The organism is Williamsia sp. (assembly GCF_036566845.1).
Lineage (GTDB): Bacteria > Actinomycetota > Actinomycetes > Mycobacteriales > Mycobacteriaceae > Williamsia.
Window position 1 is genome coordinate 25,895 of record NZ_DATCVM010000180.1, and the last position, 16,593, is coordinate 42,487.

At 65.0% G+C, this 16,593-nt stretch carries 15 protein-coding genes and 1 tRNA gene; 10 read left to right on the top strand and 6 right to left on the bottom strand.

All coding sequences use genetic code 11. The features are described from left to right. Window positions 1-55: 55 nt before the first annotated feature. Together VIQ49_RS16905 and pruA are read right to left on the bottom strand one after the other, a co-directional pair. Window positions 56-1,027 (bottom strand): proline dehydrogenase family protein, encoded by a 972-nt coding sequence (locus VIQ49_RS16905; RefSeq protein WP_331886672.1) that lies wholly within the window; start codon window positions 1,025-1,027, stop codon window positions 56-58. Continuing rightward, window positions 1,024-2,676: an L-glutamate gamma-semialdehyde dehydrogenase gene (gene pruA / locus VIQ49_RS16910; RefSeq protein WP_331886674.1), complete on the bottom strand. Its 1,653-nt coding sequence runs from the start codon at window positions 2,674-2,676 to the stop codon at window positions 1,024-1,026. The genes VIQ49_RS16905 and pruA overlap by 4 nt, the downstream gene beginning before the upstream one ends. Window positions 2,677-2,769: 93 nt before the next feature. On the opposite strand from pruA, the gene VIQ49_RS16915 reads away from it, so the two are divergent. Next, window positions 2,770-4,380: a helix-turn-helix domain-containing protein gene (locus VIQ49_RS16915; protein WP_331886676.1), complete on the top strand. Its 1,611-nt coding sequence runs from the start codon at window positions 2,770-2,772 to the stop codon at window positions 4,378-4,380. Window positions 4,381-4,463: 83 nt separating this feature from the next. Here VIQ49_RS16915 and VIQ49_RS16920 read toward each other — a convergent pair whose 3' ends face one another. Next, the gene (locus VIQ49_RS16920; RefSeq protein ID WP_331886678.1) at window positions 4,464-5,678 is read right to left on the bottom strand and encodes a DUF3068 domain-containing protein; all 1,215 of its coding nucleotides are present in this window, start codon (window positions 5,676-5,678) and stop codon (window positions 4,464-4,466) included. Window positions 5,679-5,815: 137 nt separating this feature from the next. On the opposite strand from VIQ49_RS16920, the gene VIQ49_RS16925 reads away from it, so the two are divergent. The 3 genes from VIQ49_RS16925 (at window position 5,816) to VIQ49_RS16935 (ending at window position 8,075) form a co-directional block, all read left to right on the top strand. Further along, a tRNA-Arg gene (locus tag VIQ49_RS16925) sits at window positions 5,816-5,891 on the top strand. 49 nt (window positions 5,892-5,940) lie between these two features. Then, window positions 5,941-6,759, top strand: a complete 819-nt coding sequence (locus VIQ49_RS16930) for a maleylpyruvate isomerase family mycothiol-dependent enzyme (protein WP_331886680.1) — start codon at window positions 5,941-5,943, stop codon at window positions 6,757-6,759. A 26-nt stretch (window positions 6,760-6,785) separates the two neighbouring features. Then, complete coding sequence (locus VIQ49_RS16935) at window positions 6,786-8,075, top strand: family 1 glycosylhydrolase (protein WP_331886682.1); 1,290 nt, start codon at window positions 6,786-6,788, stop codon at window positions 8,073-8,075. On the opposite strand, the gene VIQ49_RS16940 is transcribed toward VIQ49_RS16935, so the two are convergent. After that, window positions 7,972-8,988 (bottom strand): hypothetical protein, encoded by a 1,017-nt coding sequence (locus VIQ49_RS16940; protein WP_331886684.1) that lies wholly within the window; start codon window positions 8,986-8,988, stop codon window positions 7,972-7,974. The genes VIQ49_RS16935 and VIQ49_RS16940 overlap by 104 nt on opposite strands. A gap of 183 nt (window positions 8,989-9,171) precedes the next feature. Between VIQ49_RS16940 and VIQ49_RS16945 the strand changes: the two genes are divergently transcribed. Further along, window positions 9,172-9,978 (top strand): SDR family oxidoreductase, encoded by an 807-nt coding sequence (locus tag VIQ49_RS16945; protein WP_331886686.1) that lies wholly within the window; start codon window positions 9,172-9,174, stop codon window positions 9,976-9,978. Between the two features lie 3 nt (window positions 9,979-9,981). Beyond that, on the top strand, window positions 9,982-10,746 hold the full coding sequence (gene cobF, locus VIQ49_RS16950; protein WP_331886688.1) for a precorrin-6A synthase (deacetylating): 765 nt from the start codon (window positions 9,982-9,984) through the stop codon (window positions 10,744-10,746). Between the two features lie 71 nt (window positions 10,747-10,817). On the opposite strand, the gene VIQ49_RS16955 is transcribed toward cobF, so the two are convergent. Beyond that, complete coding sequence (locus tag VIQ49_RS16955; RefSeq protein ID WP_331886690.1) at window positions 10,818-11,564, bottom strand: 3'(2'),5'-bisphosphate nucleotidase CysQ; 747 nt, start codon at window positions 11,562-11,564, stop codon at window positions 10,818-10,820. Window positions 11,565-11,589: 25 nt separating this feature from the next. Here VIQ49_RS16955 and VIQ49_RS16960 point away from each other — a divergent pair, with 25 nt between their 5' ends. The 3 genes from VIQ49_RS16960 to VIQ49_RS16970 are packed head-to-tail and all read left to right on the top strand — an operon-like array spanning window position 11,590 to window position 14,270. Next, complete coding sequence (locus VIQ49_RS16960) at window positions 11,590-12,465, top strand: Fpg/Nei family DNA glycosylase (RefSeq protein WP_331886692.1); 876 nt, start codon at window positions 11,590-11,592, stop codon at window positions 12,463-12,465. After that, window positions 12,462-13,520 carry a Ca2+-dependent phosphoinositide-specific phospholipase C gene (locus VIQ49_RS16965; RefSeq protein ID WP_331886694.1) on the top strand — a complete coding sequence of 353 codons (1,059 nt, stop codon included), beginning with the start codon at window positions 12,462-12,464 and terminating at the stop codon, window positions 13,518-13,520. Before VIQ49_RS16960 ends, VIQ49_RS16965 begins: the two co-directional genes overlap by 4 nt. Before the next feature lie 9 nt (window positions 13,521-13,529). After that, window positions 13,530-14,270 (top strand): SDR family oxidoreductase, encoded by a 741-nt coding sequence (locus VIQ49_RS16970; protein ID WP_331886696.1) that lies wholly within the window; start codon window positions 13,530-13,532, stop codon window positions 14,268-14,270. Here VIQ49_RS16970 and VIQ49_RS16975 read toward each other — a convergent pair. Beyond that, a complete protein-coding gene (locus VIQ49_RS16975) occupies window positions 14,238-15,602 on the bottom strand; it encodes a cytochrome P450 (RefSeq protein WP_331886698.1) in 1,365 nt (454 codons plus the stop codon). The genes VIQ49_RS16970 and VIQ49_RS16975 overlap by 33 nt on opposite strands. Before the next feature lie 124 nt (window positions 15,603-15,726). Between VIQ49_RS16975 and VIQ49_RS16980 the strand changes: the two genes are divergently transcribed. Then, on the top strand, window positions 15,727-16,398 hold the full coding sequence (locus tag VIQ49_RS16980; RefSeq protein ID WP_331886700.1) for a response regulator transcription factor: 672 nt from the start codon (window positions 15,727-15,729) through the stop codon (window positions 16,396-16,398). Window positions 16,399-16,593 lie beyond the last annotated feature (195 nt).

Below are 16,593 nucleotides of genomic sequence, written 5' to 3' on the forward strand. Positions count from 1 at the left end.
CGAAGAATCGCTGACTCAGCAACGTTGGATCGCCGAAAGTGAACATTCGGACCGGTCAGTTGTGGGAAACCAGCGCGCGCAAGAAGAACGTCAGGTTCTCGGGACGTTCGGCGAGGCGACGCATGAAGTAGCCGTACCACTGGGAACCGAACGGAACGTAGACCCGGATCTGCCGCCCGGCCTGGGCCAGTCGGCGTTGTTCGGAGTCTCGGATGCCGTAGAGCATCTGGTGCTCCCACTCGTGGGTGCCTCGGCCGCAGGCGTCTGCCATGGCCTCGGCGGCGGCCACCATCACCGGGTCGTGGCTCGCGACCATCGGGTAACCGTCTCCGGCCATCAACACCTGCAGGCAGCGTTGAAAGGCGGAATCGACCTCGGTCTTGTCTTGGAAGGCGACTGCCTCAGGTTCGGCGTACGCGCCCTTGCACAATCGGATTCGTGACCGGGGACCTGCGAACGCATGGCAGTCGTCCTCGGTGCGGTGCAGGTAGGACTGCAACACGGTGCCGAGATCGGGGAAGTCGGATTGCAACTCGCGGACGATCCGCAGAGTCGAGTCGGTGGTGGTGTGGTCCTCGGCGTCGATGGTCACCCACACGCCCGCACTCGTCGCCGCGGACGCGATGCGGTGTGCGTTCTCCAGGGCGATCTTCTCGCCGTACCGGGGGAGTGAGCGGCCGAGCGCGGACAACTTCAACGACACCTCCATCGGATGGCCGGCGGGGATCGGGTCCGGGCCGGCACCATGATCGGCGAGCATCCCGATCAGCCGCAGGTAGGCCTGGACGGTGTGCTCGGCCTGGCCTTCGTCTGTGGTGTCCTCGCCGAGGTGGTCGATGGAGATCATCCGCCCGGAATTCAAGAGCGCTGCACCGACACCCATGACGTCCTCATGGGTTTCACCGGGTACAAAGCGCTGCACCACATTCCGTGTCACGGGCAGGTGCTCGCTGAGGCGTTTGATCCGGTCGCTCCGGCTCGCCGCGGTGATGATGCTGCGCGTTGCGGCAGCGGTGGTCGGTCTCACGGTCGGCCGTCTGCGGTGTCGACGGCCATATGCGGATATCCGGCAGCTGTTGCGGGAGTGAACGTCTCCTTGATCGTCCGGGTCGACGTCCAGCGCATGAGGTTCTGCCTGGACCCGGCCTTGTCGTTGGTACCCGATGCGCGTCCGCCGCCGAAGGGCTGCTGCCCGACCACCGCTCCCGTCGGTTTGTCGTTGATGTAGAAATTGCCGGCCGCATTGCGGAGCCCCGACAGCGCGGAACTGACCGCCGACCGGTCGTCGGCGATGACGGCTCCGGTGAGCGCGTAGCGGGCCGTCGAATCGACCTGCCGCAGAATCGGTTCGAAGTCGTCGTCCGGGTACACGTGGACCGAGAGGATCGGCCCGAAGTACTCCGTGGCGAATGCGTCATCGGTGGGATCGTCACCGAGCAGCACAGTCGGCCGTACGAAGTATCCGTCGGAATCGTCGTGATCGCCCCCGGCCGCGATGGTCAGGGACGGTACCGATTTGGCCCGCTCGATGGCAGCCGACGACTTGTCGAATGCGCGCTGGTCGATCACCGCACCTCCGAAGTTGGTCAGGTCTCGAACGTCGCCGTAGCTCAGGGTGTTCACCTCGGCGAGGAAGTCGTCGCCCATCGTGGCCCACACCGACCGCGGGATGTAGGCACGCGACGCCGCCGAACACTTCTGGCCCTGATATTCGAAGGCACCCCGGATCAATGCGGTCCGCAGCACATCGGGATCGGCCGAACTGTGGGCCAGCACAAAGTCTTTGCCGCCGGTTTCACCCACCAGTCGCGGGTAGGCGCGGAAACGGTCGATGTTCGTTCCGACCTCGCGCCACAGATGCTGAAAGGTGTTGGTCGACCCGGTGAAATGGATTCCCGCGAGGTTGGGATCGCTCAGCGCCACGTCACTCACCGCGATGCCATCACCCGCGACCAGGTTGATCACGCCGGGCGGCAGCCCCGCGGCCTCCAGCAGCTTCATGGTCAGGTACGCCGAATAGGTCTGTGTCGGTGAGGGTTTCCAGACCACGGTGTTGCCCATCAACATCGGGGCAGTGGGCAGGTTTGCGGCGATCGCTGTGAAGTTGAACGGTGTGATCGCGTAGACAAAGCCTTCGAGGGGACGGTGATCGAGTCGGTTCCATACGCCCGCGCCCGACTCGGGTTGTTCGGCGAGGATCTCCCGTGCGAATCCGACGTTGAAGCGCCAGAAGTCGACGAGTTCGCACGGTGCGTCGATCTCGGCCTGCTGCACGGTCTTCGACTGTCCGAGCATCGTGGCCGCGGCGATCGTCTCCCGCCACGGTCCGGACAACAGGTCTGCCGCGCGCAGCAGGATTGCGGCGCGTACATCGAACTCGGTGGCATTCCAGGCCGGCGCGGCCGCCAGTGCGGAGTCGATCGCGGCGCGGGCGTCGTGGTGGGTGGCATTGCGGAACGTGCCCAGGACCTCGTGATGGGCATGTGGCTGGACAACGGGGGTTGACGTGCCGGTGCCGATCACGTCAGCACCGTTGATCACGTGGGGTAGGTCGATCGGGCCGTCTGCGGTGAGGCTGCCCAGTTCGTCCATGATCCGGCGACGTTCCGGAGATCCCGGGGCGTAGGAGTGCACGGGCTCGTTGTGTGCGCGGGGAGGTGTGGTGATGGCATCCATCTATCCATGACAACCCGGCAGCGACCCAGAAACGATAGCCAATTAGCTAAACTGAGGGCCTATCCTTGGTTCAGTTGAACAAAGGAGACGTGGATGTCGGAACCCGGATCACCGATGTCGAGCACCCTCGGGAGACTGCTCCTGGCCCTGGACGGCACCCTGGTCACACTCGTCGAAGCACCCGACGGTCTGGATCGTCCCGTGGCGTCGATGGCGCTGCTCGACGACGATGACCTCAGACTCGGTGTCGGCCGCGCCGCGCGGGGCGCTGACCTCGCACTGCTGGTCGGGGTGGGTGCCGACCCGGTGATCTCCTGGTTGGCAACACTCGGTTCCCGGCCGCCCGTTGCGATTCTGGTGAAGTCGCCGACGACGCGATTGGTGCGCCGGGCTGCGGCCGCCGGGGTTGCAGTGGTGGCCGTCGACCCACATGCGCGATGGGAGCGCATCTACAACCTGATCGGGCGGGTCCTGGAGCAGGCCAGGGCGGGGAGTGCGGAGTCGATGGCCAGCGGTACCGCGGGTGACCTGTTCGCACTCGCGCAAGCAGTCGCAGACCGCACCGGTGGCCTCGTCAGCATCGAGGATTCCGACTCACACGTCTTGGCGTACAGCACCTCCGATGAGCATGCCGACGAACTGCGCCGGTTGTCGATTCTCGGGCGTGAAGGACCGCCGGAGATGCTCGACTGGCTGCGCCAATGGGGTGTCTTCGGTGCGCTGCGCGCCGCGACGGACGTAGTGTCGGTGGCGCAGCGCGACGACCTCGGTCTGCGGCCTCGGCTGGCCGTCGGTATCCGGGAACCCGGCGGTCAGGCATATCTCGGGACCCTGTGGCTGCAGCAGACCGACGCCGATCCGGCTCCGGATTCCGCCGAGGTGATCACCGGTGCCGCCGCGGTCGCCGCGCGGATCATCGCGCAGTCGGTGTCGATGCCGTCGGTGCACGGAGAGCAGGTTCAGCGGCTACTCGGATTCCGCGGCGAGGACGTCGATGTCACGTATCTTGCTCAGGCGCTGAACATTCCGGCCGACGGCCCGGTCGTCGTTGTCGGGCTGGCGCCGTCAGAACATGACGGAAACGGGGGTCGCCGCCCGGATCCGGGCGAGCAGAACCTGCCCGCCCTCACGTTGCATGCCAGCGCTTTTCGGCCCGACTCGGTGACCGCCGCGGTCGGTGGCCGGGTCTACGTGCTGTTCCCCCGGACCGGGGGAGGCCCGGCGACGGTGCGGTGGGCGCGCGCCACCGTCGCGGCCGCGGAACGACAATTCGGTCTGCGGATCCGGGCTGTCGTCGCCGAGGGTGCGGGTGTGATCGATGCGGCCCGGTTGCGGGGCGAGGTGGACCGGGTGATCGATGCCGCCCTCCACGAAGGCGCTTTGATCGACCAGGTGACCACCGTGGAGCAGTCGCGCACACCGGTGCTCCTCGGCGAGATCGTCGGATTGCTCACCGCCAACCCGGATCTGATCGATCCGCGAGTGGCCGAGCTCGGTGACTACGACACCGCGCACGGGACGGAATTGGTGTCGAGCGTGCGGGCCTATCTCGATGCGTTCGGCGATGTCCGGGCCGCAGCCACCGGTCTGCACATCCATCCGAACACTCTGCGGTACCGGCTCCGTCGGGCCCACGAACTGACCGGGCTGGATCTGGGGGACCAGGCCACCCGGCTGGTTGTGGCCCTCGCACTTCGCATTTGATCGACGCTGGCGCAGAGATGCCAGGAAGCCCCCGGGCTTTCGCTCGGGGGCTTCCTGGCACCGATATCGGCCGGACCCGAGGGTCAGACCTTGTTGAACTGCACGGTGTCGGTGTTGTCGCCGGTGTCCTTGGGGCGCCGGAGCAGCAGGACCACACCTGCGATGAAGAGCAGACCACCCACGGTGCCGATGATCGCCGGAACGATCACACCACCGAGACGGAGCTGGTCGACATAGCCGGATGCCTTGTCGGACTGACGTTCGACGGTGGTCTGTTGCCATTCCATCGTGGCGGCGAAGGCGTCCATCCGGAACTCCCGGATCGGGGCGGCCAGATCAGGATCTTCCCAGCCCGGGGACTTGAAGTACTGATGCTGTTCTTCCATGCCCTTGAGGATGGTGCCGGTCTGGGGCTCCACCCAGACGTGGCGGGTGGCCTTCGCGAAGCGGTCCATCACCACGAGTTCGTTGGCGGGGACACCCTTGATGCCCCACCAGCTGGCCGGCTTCTCCAGCGAGGTACCCAGTGCGGGCTCACCGTTCGGTGTCGGCAGGGTGACCTGATCGACCTCGGGAACATCACTGACGAAGTGGTAGGCGGTGAGTCCGTTGATCTCTTCTTCTTCGACAAACGTCGCGGTCACGTCCTGGCGCGAGTTGGCGTCGTAGTACAGCTGATCGGTCTTCTCGACGTCGAAGCCGAACTTGTACTGGTAGCCCTCGCGAGGTGCTTCGACGAAGTTGTCGGTGGCCTCGATGGTGACGGTGCCCTCGGGTGCCTGGACGGTGTGGATGCGCGCGATGTTGCCGTTGGGCTTGCTTGTCTCGCGATCCACGGACACGACATCGACATTCGAGGTGAGAACGGCATCTTCACAGGTGCGCTTGGCGTCGACCGGTTCTGCGGTGGGCTCGTAGGTCTCGTCGCCGTCGCGGATCAGGTCGATCATCACCGTCTGCCCGGACTGCAACGTTGCCTGATCGGAGTCCGACGGGTTGATGATGATGCTGCGACGTTGCTGTGTCAGATGCGCATCAAAGACCTCAGCCCTCGGCTCACTGATCGAGCAGCGGTTGAAAACGCGCGCCGGGGTGTTGTTGTCATCAGTCAGCCCCGCGGGTACCGAGGTCGCCACCGAAGTGATATCCAGGTCCAACGGAACCACTTTGAGCTTGGGAACCAACCACAACGGAACTGCAATTGCAGCGGTCACCAGGGCGATCCCGAAGAAGATCAGTGCCGGTGCCAGAAACTTTTTGATGTCATACCCCTCTCGAACGGCGACAAGCGAATACAAGTATTGCAGTAAGGTCCCACTAAGTTGCGTCTGGTGGCAGATTCCGGTCAACTGCGTGTCCAGATTGTGGCGACGGAGCTTTTTCCGTGCCACTGACCGCGTGTCGCCGTCGCGCAGGTAAAGTCGTCAGCCGAAGCGCCTTAGTAGCTCAGGGGATAGAGCAACCCTCTCCTAAAGGGTAGGTCGCAGGTTCGAATCCTGCCTAGGGCACCACGACATTCTTGGCCGCGTCCGGCGCCGGTGGGACGTATCGTCATCCGGTATGAGCCGAACCGTCTTGCCGAAGGAACCACTCGTCGAAGCGTTGACGGCCGTGTGGTCCGCTGTCGAGACCCTGGCCACCGCCACCACCGACGAACAGTGGCGTCGCGCGTCGATTCTGCCCGGATGGTCGGTGGGCGATGTGGTGGCCCATGTCATGGCCACCGAGCGCATGCTGCTCGGAGATCCGGTGCCCGAGGTCGCGGCCGACGTCGATGCGTTCGACCACGTGTGCAACAGCATCGGAGCGATGAACGAGCGGTGGCTGGAGTACTACCGCATGCAGGACCGGGCCACGGTCCTCGCGGACTATCGAGACGTCATCGCGCGCCGGACCGCAGCCCTGGCCGCGATGACGCAGGAGGACTTCGACGCCGATTCGTTCACACCGGCCGGGCCCGACACCTACGGCAGGTTCATGCGGATCCGGGTCTTCGACTGCTGGATGCACCAGTTGGACCTCTGCGACACACTCGGTGTTGAGTTGGTCGTGGACCCCATCCCCATCGTCGCCGCGATGTACGAGATCTTCGCGAGCATGCCGTACGTGGTCGGGAAGAAGGCCGGAGCCCCGGACGGAAGCCGGGTCCGGTTTGTCATCGAGGGCCCGGTTCCCCGGACGTTGAACATCGCGGTCGACGGTCGCGCGGGAATTGTTCGTGAACTCGACCGAGATCCAGATCTGACATTGACATTCAACTACACTGAATTCGCCCGTCTGGCCGGCGGTCGCGCCACCGGTTCGCAAGGGGCCGTCGTCATCTCCGGCGACCGGGAACTGGGCGAGAAGGTACTGGCCGATCTGGCCTTTGTGATGTGATCGGAACGCTGATCCTTGGGGGGAAGATGCGACGACTGTTCGCGGTGGTGCTCTCACTACTGGTGTGTGTGATCGTGATTCCGGCGGCACCGGCCGCTGCGCAGGATCGAGGACTGGGTCCGGGGTTCCTCTGGGGCGTCGGGTCGGCCGGTTTCCAGTCCGAGGGTTCCTCACCGGACAGCAACTGGAGGCGGTACTCGAACAGCGACCGGGTCGACGATCCGGTGGGCACATCGGTCGACTTCCGCAGCCGCTACGTCGAGGACATCAACAACGCCAGGGACATGGGCGTCAAGGTGTACCGGATCAGCGTGGAATGGGCCAGGATCCAGCCGGAGCCGGGCGTCTGGGATCAACGCGAACTCGAATACTACGACCGGGTCGTTCACCACATCCTGCTGGCCGGGATGCGCCCGATGATCACCCTGGACCACTGGGTCTATCCGGGCTGGGTGGCCGATCGCGGTGGCTGGAACAACCCAGACATGGCCGCGAGCTGGCTGACCAACGCGCGCAAGGTGGTTGACCGCTACGCCCGGTTCGATCCCATCTGGGTCACGGTCAACGAACCGATTGTCTACACCTATCTCAAGGAATTGGCGTTCGGCGGTATCGCGGTCCAGAACGTCCCGCTGATGCTCGACCAGCTCGTGCTTGTCCATCGGAGCATCTACGACTACATCCACGCACAGCAGCCGGAAGCCTGGGTGACATCGAACTCGGCGTACCTGCCGACGGTCCAGCCGGCGCTGGACGCGATGTTCCTCGACCGGATCGCCGACAAACAGGACTTCGTGGGCATCGACTACTACTACTCGGTGTCGGCGACAGACCTGAACACGTACAACGCAGCGACCGAAGAGTTCTGGAAGGCGACGTCGGCGGCCGACGGTCTCTACTACGCGTTGCGCTACTACTCACGGAAGTTCCCGGGCAAGCCGCTGTACATCGTCGAGAATGGAATGCCCACCGAGAACGGGAACCCTCGGCCTGACGGGTATCAGCGGGAAGACCAGCTGCGGGATGCGGCGTACTGGCTCGCCCGCGCGCGTGCCGACGGGATGAACGTCGTCGGGTACAACTACTGGTCGATCACCGACAACTACGAGTGGGGCAGCTACACACCACGTTTCGGTCTCTACCAGGTGGACGTGATGTCGGATCCCACGCTGACCCGCCAGGCCACGCCGGCTGTCGCCGCCTACCGCGAGATCATTGCCGGCGGAGGCGTTCCGGCCAATTATCGGCCGACCCGTCCGGCGGAGTTCTGTTCGCTGGTGGATGCTCCAACGAGCTGCAGTCAGCCGGTACGGTGAACGGCGTCGAGCCGAAATCGGTGTCCGCTGCCTTGGTCAAGTCCTCTTCCGCCGAGCGCTCGGCTTCGGCAGACCCGAACATCGCGACCGCAACTGCGCCGAGCACGGCGAACGTGAATCCGGCGAGGGCCATCCACTGCATGCCGGGGACCGTCGAGTCACCGAGCCACAGCACACCGACGATGCCGGGTGCGGCAGTTTCGCCCACCACAAGAGCCGCCGTCGACCCGTTCACCTCGCCCAGTTGCAGAGCGACGGTGTGCAGATAGAACCCCGCCGCTCCGGCGATGGCGATCACCCAGGCCGCGGGATCGGCCAGCATCGTGGGCAGTGACAGTGGTTCGATGCCGTCGAGGATCCGCACACCGATCGCCACCGCCCCGAACAGCAGGCCCGCGGCGGCACCGGCGGCAACCGACCCCGCGCGTCCGATCCGGCGAACCGTGAACAGCGACGAGACGACCAGCACCACGGTCACGGCCAGCAGCGCCCAGTGCAGTGCTCGAGGAGTCGAGTACGCGGTATGCGGCTGTGACGCGGAACCGAGCAGCAACAGGGCCAGCAGGACCGTGCCCATCGCGATGTAGTCGCGTGGGTGCAGTTTGATGCCGAGCAGCCGGATCCCGAGGAGCGCCGTGATGATGAGGTTGCCGGCGACGATCGTCTGAGACAGGAACAGAGGAAGCATCCGTGCCGCACCGGCGCCGGCGACGAAGCCGAGAACGTCGAAGACCGCACCCACCACAAAGACCCCGGTCATCGCGGTGGCGACGGTTGAGCGCCAGGATGGTGAACCGGCAGCTGTCGCCATCCGCTCGTCGTCGATGTTGGCGCGGGCCGCCTGCCTGGCTCCGAGCGCCTGCATCACCGACGACAGGCCATAGCCCACCGCCGCGATGATCGCCAGACTCACTCCGAGCAACAATTCCAGACACCCCTTCGACCGCACTTGATGTGTGCAACGCATCAAGGATGCTCAGGTATTTCCCAGGTTCGCCACTGATTTTTGTGGGATGGCCGACACCGGGTGGTCGCCGGGCGGGGTTCCGGTGCGGCCTGTGGCGGCGGAATCGTGGTGCCGCACTAGGCTTGAACGATGAGTCAAACCGCGTTGATCACCGGTGCGTCGAGTGGAATCGGCGCCGAAGTCGCCCGGCAACTGGTCGCCCGCGGGCTGACGGTGCTGGGCACGAGCCGCAGGCCCGACGCCATCGCCAACCCGATACCCGGCGTCACCTATCTCGAACTCGATCAGAATGATCCGGCCAGCATCGCGCGCTGCGCCGAGCAGGCCGGAGCGGTCGACATCCTGATCAACAACGCCGGCGAATCGCAGATGGGTCCGCTCGAGGACACCCCGATGGACGTCATCGAGAAGCTGTTCGCCACCAACGTCTTCGGCCCGATCGCCCTGACGAAGGCGGTGCTTCCCGGCATGCGGGAGCGTCGGCGCGGGACCATCGTGATGGTCGGTTCGATGTTGTCGAGTTTCCCGTTGGCATTCCGGTCGTCCTACGGCGCAACCAAGTCGGCGCTCAAGGGTTTCGCCGACGGAACCCGCCGCGAACTCGCGCCCTTCGGAATCGCGATCTGCACCGTGGAGCCGGGAACCATCGCGACCGGTATCGGAGACCGACGCGGCTACTACATCGCCGACAACTCGCCCTACCGCGATGACTACGACACTGTTGCCGCCGCCACCCGCCGCAACGAGGACTCGGGTCTGGCGGTCACACCGATGGCTGAGGTGATCGTCGAAGCCGCGCTGTCGAAGGACCCGAAACCGCTGTATGCCAAGGGCAACAAGGCTCCGATCGTCTTCGCTCTGCGCCGGCTGCTGCCGCGCCGGACGATCGGCGACATCACCGGGCGATTCCACGGACTCTCCAAGGCCAGGCCCTGACACATGCGCAAACTACTTGTCATCGGCATCGGACCGGGTGATCCCCGCCAGATCACAATCGAGGCCATCGATGCGATGAAGTCCGTCGACGCGTTCTTTGTGCTCGACAAGGCACCCGAGCGCGGTGTCGCGGTCAAGCAGTCCCTGGTGGGCCTGCGCCAGGAGATCTGCGACCGCTATCTCGACGGCGGCTACCGCTTCGTCGAAGTCCCGGACCCGGCGCGCGACCGTACGCCCGACGACTACGCCGCGGAGGTCCGGCGCTGGCACGACGCCCGCGCTGACCTGATCGAGGAGGCACTGGCCACCGAGCTGTCCGATGACGGCGTCGGGGGCATCCTGGTGTGGGGCGACCCGGCGCTGTACGACAGCACGCTCCGCATCGTCGACACCATCATCGCCCGCGGTCGCATCGAGCTCGAGCACACCGTGATCCCGGGCATCACGAGCTTCGCGTCCCTGACCGCGGCGCACAAGATCCTGCTCAACCGCATCGGTGAACCGATCCACATCACCACCGGACGGCGGCTGGCCGACACCCCGGCAGGGGCCGCAGCCAATCAGGTTGTCATGCTCGATGCCGATTGCACGTTCCTGCAGACGGCGTCGGCGGATGACCACATCTGGTGGGGCGCCTACCTCGGCACACCCGATCAGTTGCTGATCGCCGGGACCGTCGGCGAGGTCGGTGAGCAGATCCGCGCGACCCGCACCAGAGCCCGCGAAGAGCACGGCTGGATCATGGACATCTACCTACTCAGATCCTGACCCGAAAGTGGTGGGTTCTGGCGAGCATTTCCGCAGGTCAGCGTCGCCAAAAGCCACCACTTTCGGGGTTGCTAGGCGATCTCGGCCAGTGCGGAGAGGATCGGGTCCCGGAGTTCGGAGCGGCAGATGACGAAGTCGGGCATGAACGGGCTGCGCCGGTTGTATTCGAGGTCGGATCCGTCGATGCGGCTGCAATGCAGTCCCGCGGCCTGGGCGACACCGACCGGTGCACAGTTGTCCCATTCGTACTGTCCGCCGGCATGGACGTAGGCGTCGGCGTCACCGCGGACGACGGCCATCGCTTTGGCGCCCGCCGAACCGATCGGGACCATGTCCAGGCCGAGCCGGCTCGAGACGTGCCCGGCTTCGTACGAGGCCCAGCCCCGAGAGGCGACCATCCGGCCGGTCAGGTCTCCGCCGACCGAGGGCACGGTGTCGGTGGTGTAGATCTCGCCGATGGCCGGCAACGAGACCGCACAATCGGCGGGCTGACCGTCGATCGTCAGGGCGATGTGGACGGCCCAGTCGTCGCGTCCGGACGAGAATTCACGGGTGCCGTCGAGCGGATCGATGATCCAGACCCGGTCGGAGGTCAGCCGGCGGCCGTTGTCGGTGGCCTCCTCGGAGAGCACTGCGTCGGCGGGACGATGCTGGGCGAGGATCGCACCGATCCAGGCTTGCGCCATCGCATCACCGACGTCACCGAGCAGATATCCGCCGAGCAATTGCTGATACCGGATGTCCACCAGGATCTTCCCGGCGCCTTCGGCCAGCATCCTGGCCAACTCGGCATCGGTCACCGAACCACTGGAGCGCATCTGGATACTAGAACATACTGGGCAGATGCCGGAGTTACCTGAGGTGCAGGCGATCGCCGACTATGTCGACGGCCGGGCTGCCGGATTCCCCATCCGCCGTGTCGACGTCGCCTCCCTGGCGGTGCTCAAAACCGCAGATCCGCCGTACACCGCGCTGGCCGGGCGCACCATCGAAACGGTGACCCGGATCGGGAAATACCTGGTCATCACCACCGCGGGTGAGGACGGTGGCCCGATCCACCTGATCATCCACCTGTCGCGGGCCGGATGGCTGCGCTGGTCGGACAACCTGTCACCCGCGCCGCCCCGCCCCGGCGGCAAGGGACCCATCGCGCTGCGGGTGCATTGCGGGATGCCCGGTGAAGGGTTCGACGTCACCGAGGCGGGCACCCAGAAACGGCTCGCGGTGTGGATTGTCCGTGATCCGGCCGAGGTCGAACGGATCAAGACGCTGGGGCCGGATGTGTTGTCGCTGAGCCGCGATGACTTGGCCGAGGTGCTGAAAACGACCGGGGCCCGGATCAAGACGGTGCTCACCGATCAGCGGATCCTGTCCGGCGTCGGCAACGCCTACAGCGACGAGATCCTGCACACCGCCAAGTTGTCACCCTTTGCGACGTCGAAAACCCTGACGGGCGAGCAGATCGATGCGCTGTACTCGGCCACCGGTGAGGTCCTGCGCGACGCGATCGGCCGGCTCGAGGGCCAGGAGGTGGCGCGGCTGAAGGGGGAGAAACGATCTGGGCTGCGGGTCCATGCCCGCACCGGTCTGCCGTGCCCGGTCTGCGGCGACACGGTGCGCGAGGTCTCGTTCACCGACCGGTCATTCCAGTACTGCCCGACCTGCCAGACCGGGGGCAAGATCCTGGCCGACCGACGGATGTCGAGATTGCTCAAATGACCCCGGATCCGCTTCCGGAGGGCTTGCGCATCAACCAGATCCAGTTCATGGCCACCCACAACTCGTCGCACCAACTGATGGCACCCGACGAACGGATCGGTTGGCTGATGGGTTCCAATCTGGATTCGTACCGCTACGAACACCTTCCGCTCGACCAGCAGCTGAGCGACCAGCACGTGCGGGGGATCGAGTTGGACGTCTATCCGGACCCTGACGGTGGCCGGTACACGTGGCCGCTGGCGCGTAGGTGGCGCGGACGTGGACCACGCCCCGAACCTCTCTGGCACCGGCCCGGATTCAAGGTGATGCACGCACCAGACGCCGACTATCGGACGAGCGTTCCGACGTTGGCGGGCGCACTGCAGACCGTGAAGCGCTGGTCGCGGGCACATCCCGGGCATAGCCCTGTGGTGATCCAACTCGAACTCAAGGCGTCGTGGCCCTGGGCCCTGGTGCTGCGTGGCGCCAGGGTTCCGCGGTGGTCGCCGCAGGTGCTCGATGCACTCGACACCGAGATCCGCTCGGTCTTCGACACCGAGTCGGCCTTGTTGACACCCGACCGGATCCGGGGCGACGCATCGACTCTGGAGCAGGCGGTGCTGGGGCCGGGCTGGCCACGGGTGGACGATGTCCGTGGCACGGTGCTGTTCTTCCTCGACTACGGCGATCAGGACTACATCCGCGACAACTATCGCGCCGGCCGGCCGAGCCTGGAAGGTCGGGTGGCATTCACGACTCCACCTCCCGGACAACCGGATTCGGCTTTCATCATGCACAACGATCCGCGTGGACAGGGCTTCCTGCGGATTCGTGAGCTGGTGAACCGGGGATATCTGGTGCGGACCCGATCCGATGATCCGGTGTCGACGGCAAAAGCCGACCAACATCGTCGTCCGACACTGGCGCTGGCGTCGGGTGCCCACATGATCAGCACCGACTTCCCTGTTCCGGGCCTGGCGTTTCGGTGGGGCGATGGGACATTCGTGTCCCGTTTGCCGGGCGGGTCGGCGGTACGACCGAATCCGGTGACCGCCGCGTGCGGCGCAAGAGGGTAGGTTCCTGCCATGAGTCGCAACAAGATACTGATCACCGGTGCCAGCTCCGGACTGGGCGAGGGGATGGCCAGAAGCTATGCGGCACAAGGTCATGCGCTGGCATTGTGCGCCCGGCGGGTCGAGCGGCTCGATAAGTTGAAGGCAGAGCTGGGCGGGCAGGCCTCGCAGATCGCCGTGGCGGGACTGGACGTGACCGACGTCGACACCGTTCCGATCGTGTTCGGTGCGCTCCGTGAGGAACTCGGTGGGCTCGACCGCGTGATCGTCAACGCCGGGCTGGGCAAGGGCGCCCCGATCGGGACCGGGAAGGCCCACGCCAATCTCCAAACAGTGCAGACCAATCTGATCGGCGCGCTGGCCCAGGTCGAGGCGGCGATGGAGATCTTCCGGGCACAGAACTCCGGACATCTGGTGCTGATCAGCTCGATGAGCGCGGTACACGGGCTCCCGAGGGCGCAGGCCGCCTATTCGGCGTCCAAAGCGGGGCTGTCAGCACTCGGCGAGGGGCTGCAGGCAGAGCTGGCCGGTTCGCCCATCAAGGTCAGCGTCATCTTGCCCGGCTACATCTCCACCGACATCAACGCCGGTGTGAAGACACGGATGATGACCGATCTCGATTCCGGAGTGACGGCTCTGGTTGCTGCGATCGACTCCGAACGCGACCGTACGGTGGTGCCGCGCTGGCCATGGACCGCGATCGACCTGGCTCTGCGCCATCTACCGGCTACGATCACCCGCAGGATGGTCTGAGCGTCTGCGAACGGTTGCCGGGAAGCCGGTGTTCACGGTCAGCGAACCGTCTTCGGCCGGCATCGAAAAGTCTTGCGGCACCGACCACTCGTACTCGCGAAGCATGCGATGCAGGACTGTGAGTACTTCCATCCGGGCAAAGTTCATACCCATGCACTTGTGAACGCCACCACCGAATGGCATCCACGCCATCCGATGTCGGCCGGCATCATGTTCGGAGGTTCGGAATCGGTCCGGGTCGAAACGGGCGGCATCGGGCCAGACATCGTCGATCTGATGGTTTGCACCAACAAGGACGATGACAAATGTGCCTTTCGGAATGTGGAAGCCGCACAGTTCGGTGTCTTTCACGGCTGCGCGCGGCAACACCGGGACCGGAGGCCGAAGCCGGATCGATTCCTTCATGACCAGCTCGGCCAGGGGCATCGAATTGAGATCGTCGTAGGTGATGGTTTCCGGCAGCATCTGAACCTCGGCCCGGACGCAGTCCTGCCACTCCGGGCTCTTCGCCAACTCGCATGCGGTGGCGGTGAGCGCGACGGTTGCGGTGTCGTGGGCGGCGAAGATCATGAAGATCATGTGGTCGATCACCGCGGCGTCGCTCAGACGCTGACCATCCACCTCTGCGCGGCACAATTCGGACATCAGATCGTCGCCTTCTCCGGACCGCTTCGCCGAAACGAGATCGCTGAAGAAAGTTTCGAGCCGGCGCCGGGACCGTAGACCACGGCTCCACCGTAGGCCCGGGATCGGGAACCGGATCAGCGCGCCGCCCGCTTCGATCAGATCGACACAGGCGTGGTTCAGGGCGGCGGCCGCGGCGGCGTCGAGCTCCGCACCGGCAAACACTTCCAGAGCGATGTCCAACGTGAGGTTCTTGAACACCGCTCGTAGGTCGACGCCCGGGCCAACCGGAAGTTCATTGATCGACTCCCGCACTTTGCGCACCACCTGCCGGTGGTACGAAGCGAGCCGGTCTGCTGTGAACGCTTGCTGCATGATCCGGCGATCCCGGTGGTGCTCTTCGAAGTCCATCAAGAGGACTCCGCGTTGGAAGAACTTGCCCAATGCGAACCCATAGACAGGTTCTGTCGAAAAGGCTTTGTCGCGATTGAGTGTCAGCTCTTCGGCTGCTGCCGGTCCCTGTGCCACCACGACATTGCGGCCTAGCGCACTCGTCAACGCGATGTCGCCGTACCCATGCCGCAGCGACACGGCCAGATCGGTCGGTTTGCGGACCAGCTTCAACGTCGAGATCAACGGCAGAGTTCGCGGGCCCTGCACAGGACGCAATCCGGTGTCGGGAGGCGGAGCGGACAAGAATCTGCTCATGACATGTCTTTCGTTGTGACGGGTACCAGTGTTAGCCGACGCCATCGATTGGTGTTCGGTGTGATCAGGTCGACGGACTGCCCTACGCTGGAATCGCGATGGTCAGCCCGGAGGAGGCTCGGTAGTGCGTGTTCTCGTGGTCGAGGATGACGTTCGCGCGGCCGAGACGGTCCGGCGGATGCTGATCAGCGACGGCTGGAGTGTGGTCACCGCACGGGACGGTGCCGAGGGACTGTGGCAGGCCACCGAACACGACTTCGATGTGATCGTGCTCGACATCATGCTTCCGAAGCTCAACGGCTATGAGGTCATCAAAGGGTTGCGGGGCAAGCAGGTGTGGACTCCGGTGCTCATGCTCTCGGCCAAGGACGGTGAATACGACCAGGCCGAGGCGCTCGACTACGGTGCCGACGACTACCTGATCAAACCGTTTTCGGTGGTTGTCCTCAAGGCGCGGTTGCGGGCATTGCTGCGGCGGGGCGTCCGCGAAAGGCCGGCGGTCCTGTCTGCGGGGTCGCTCACCCTCAACCCGTCCGACCATGGCGTGCATCGCGACGATGCCCCGATCAAGCTGACCCCCCGCGAATACTCGGTGCTCGAGTTCCTGATGCGCAACAAGGGGAGGGTGGTCACCAAAACCGAGATCATGCAAGCGATCTGGGACGAGAACTACGAAGGTGACGTCAACATCGTCGAGGTGTACATCCGCTACCTCCGAAAGCGGATCGATATACCCTTCGGCGCCAACTCAATTCAGACGATCCGGGGTGCCGGCTACTGCCTCGCCGACGACTGAGGCCCTTCGGGCACCGTGGTGCCACCGCCGCAACGGGGTCCGGGGCGGCAGCACCACGCGCTCTCACACTATGGAGTTGTCTACGTACGTGCGCGGTCCCGACGGGAGGTCGGATGCGAGCGGGAAGATCTGGCTGTGTTTTTGTGTCGGTGGGTCAGGGGATCGAATCAGGCTGCGAGGGTGAGGGTTCGCCGG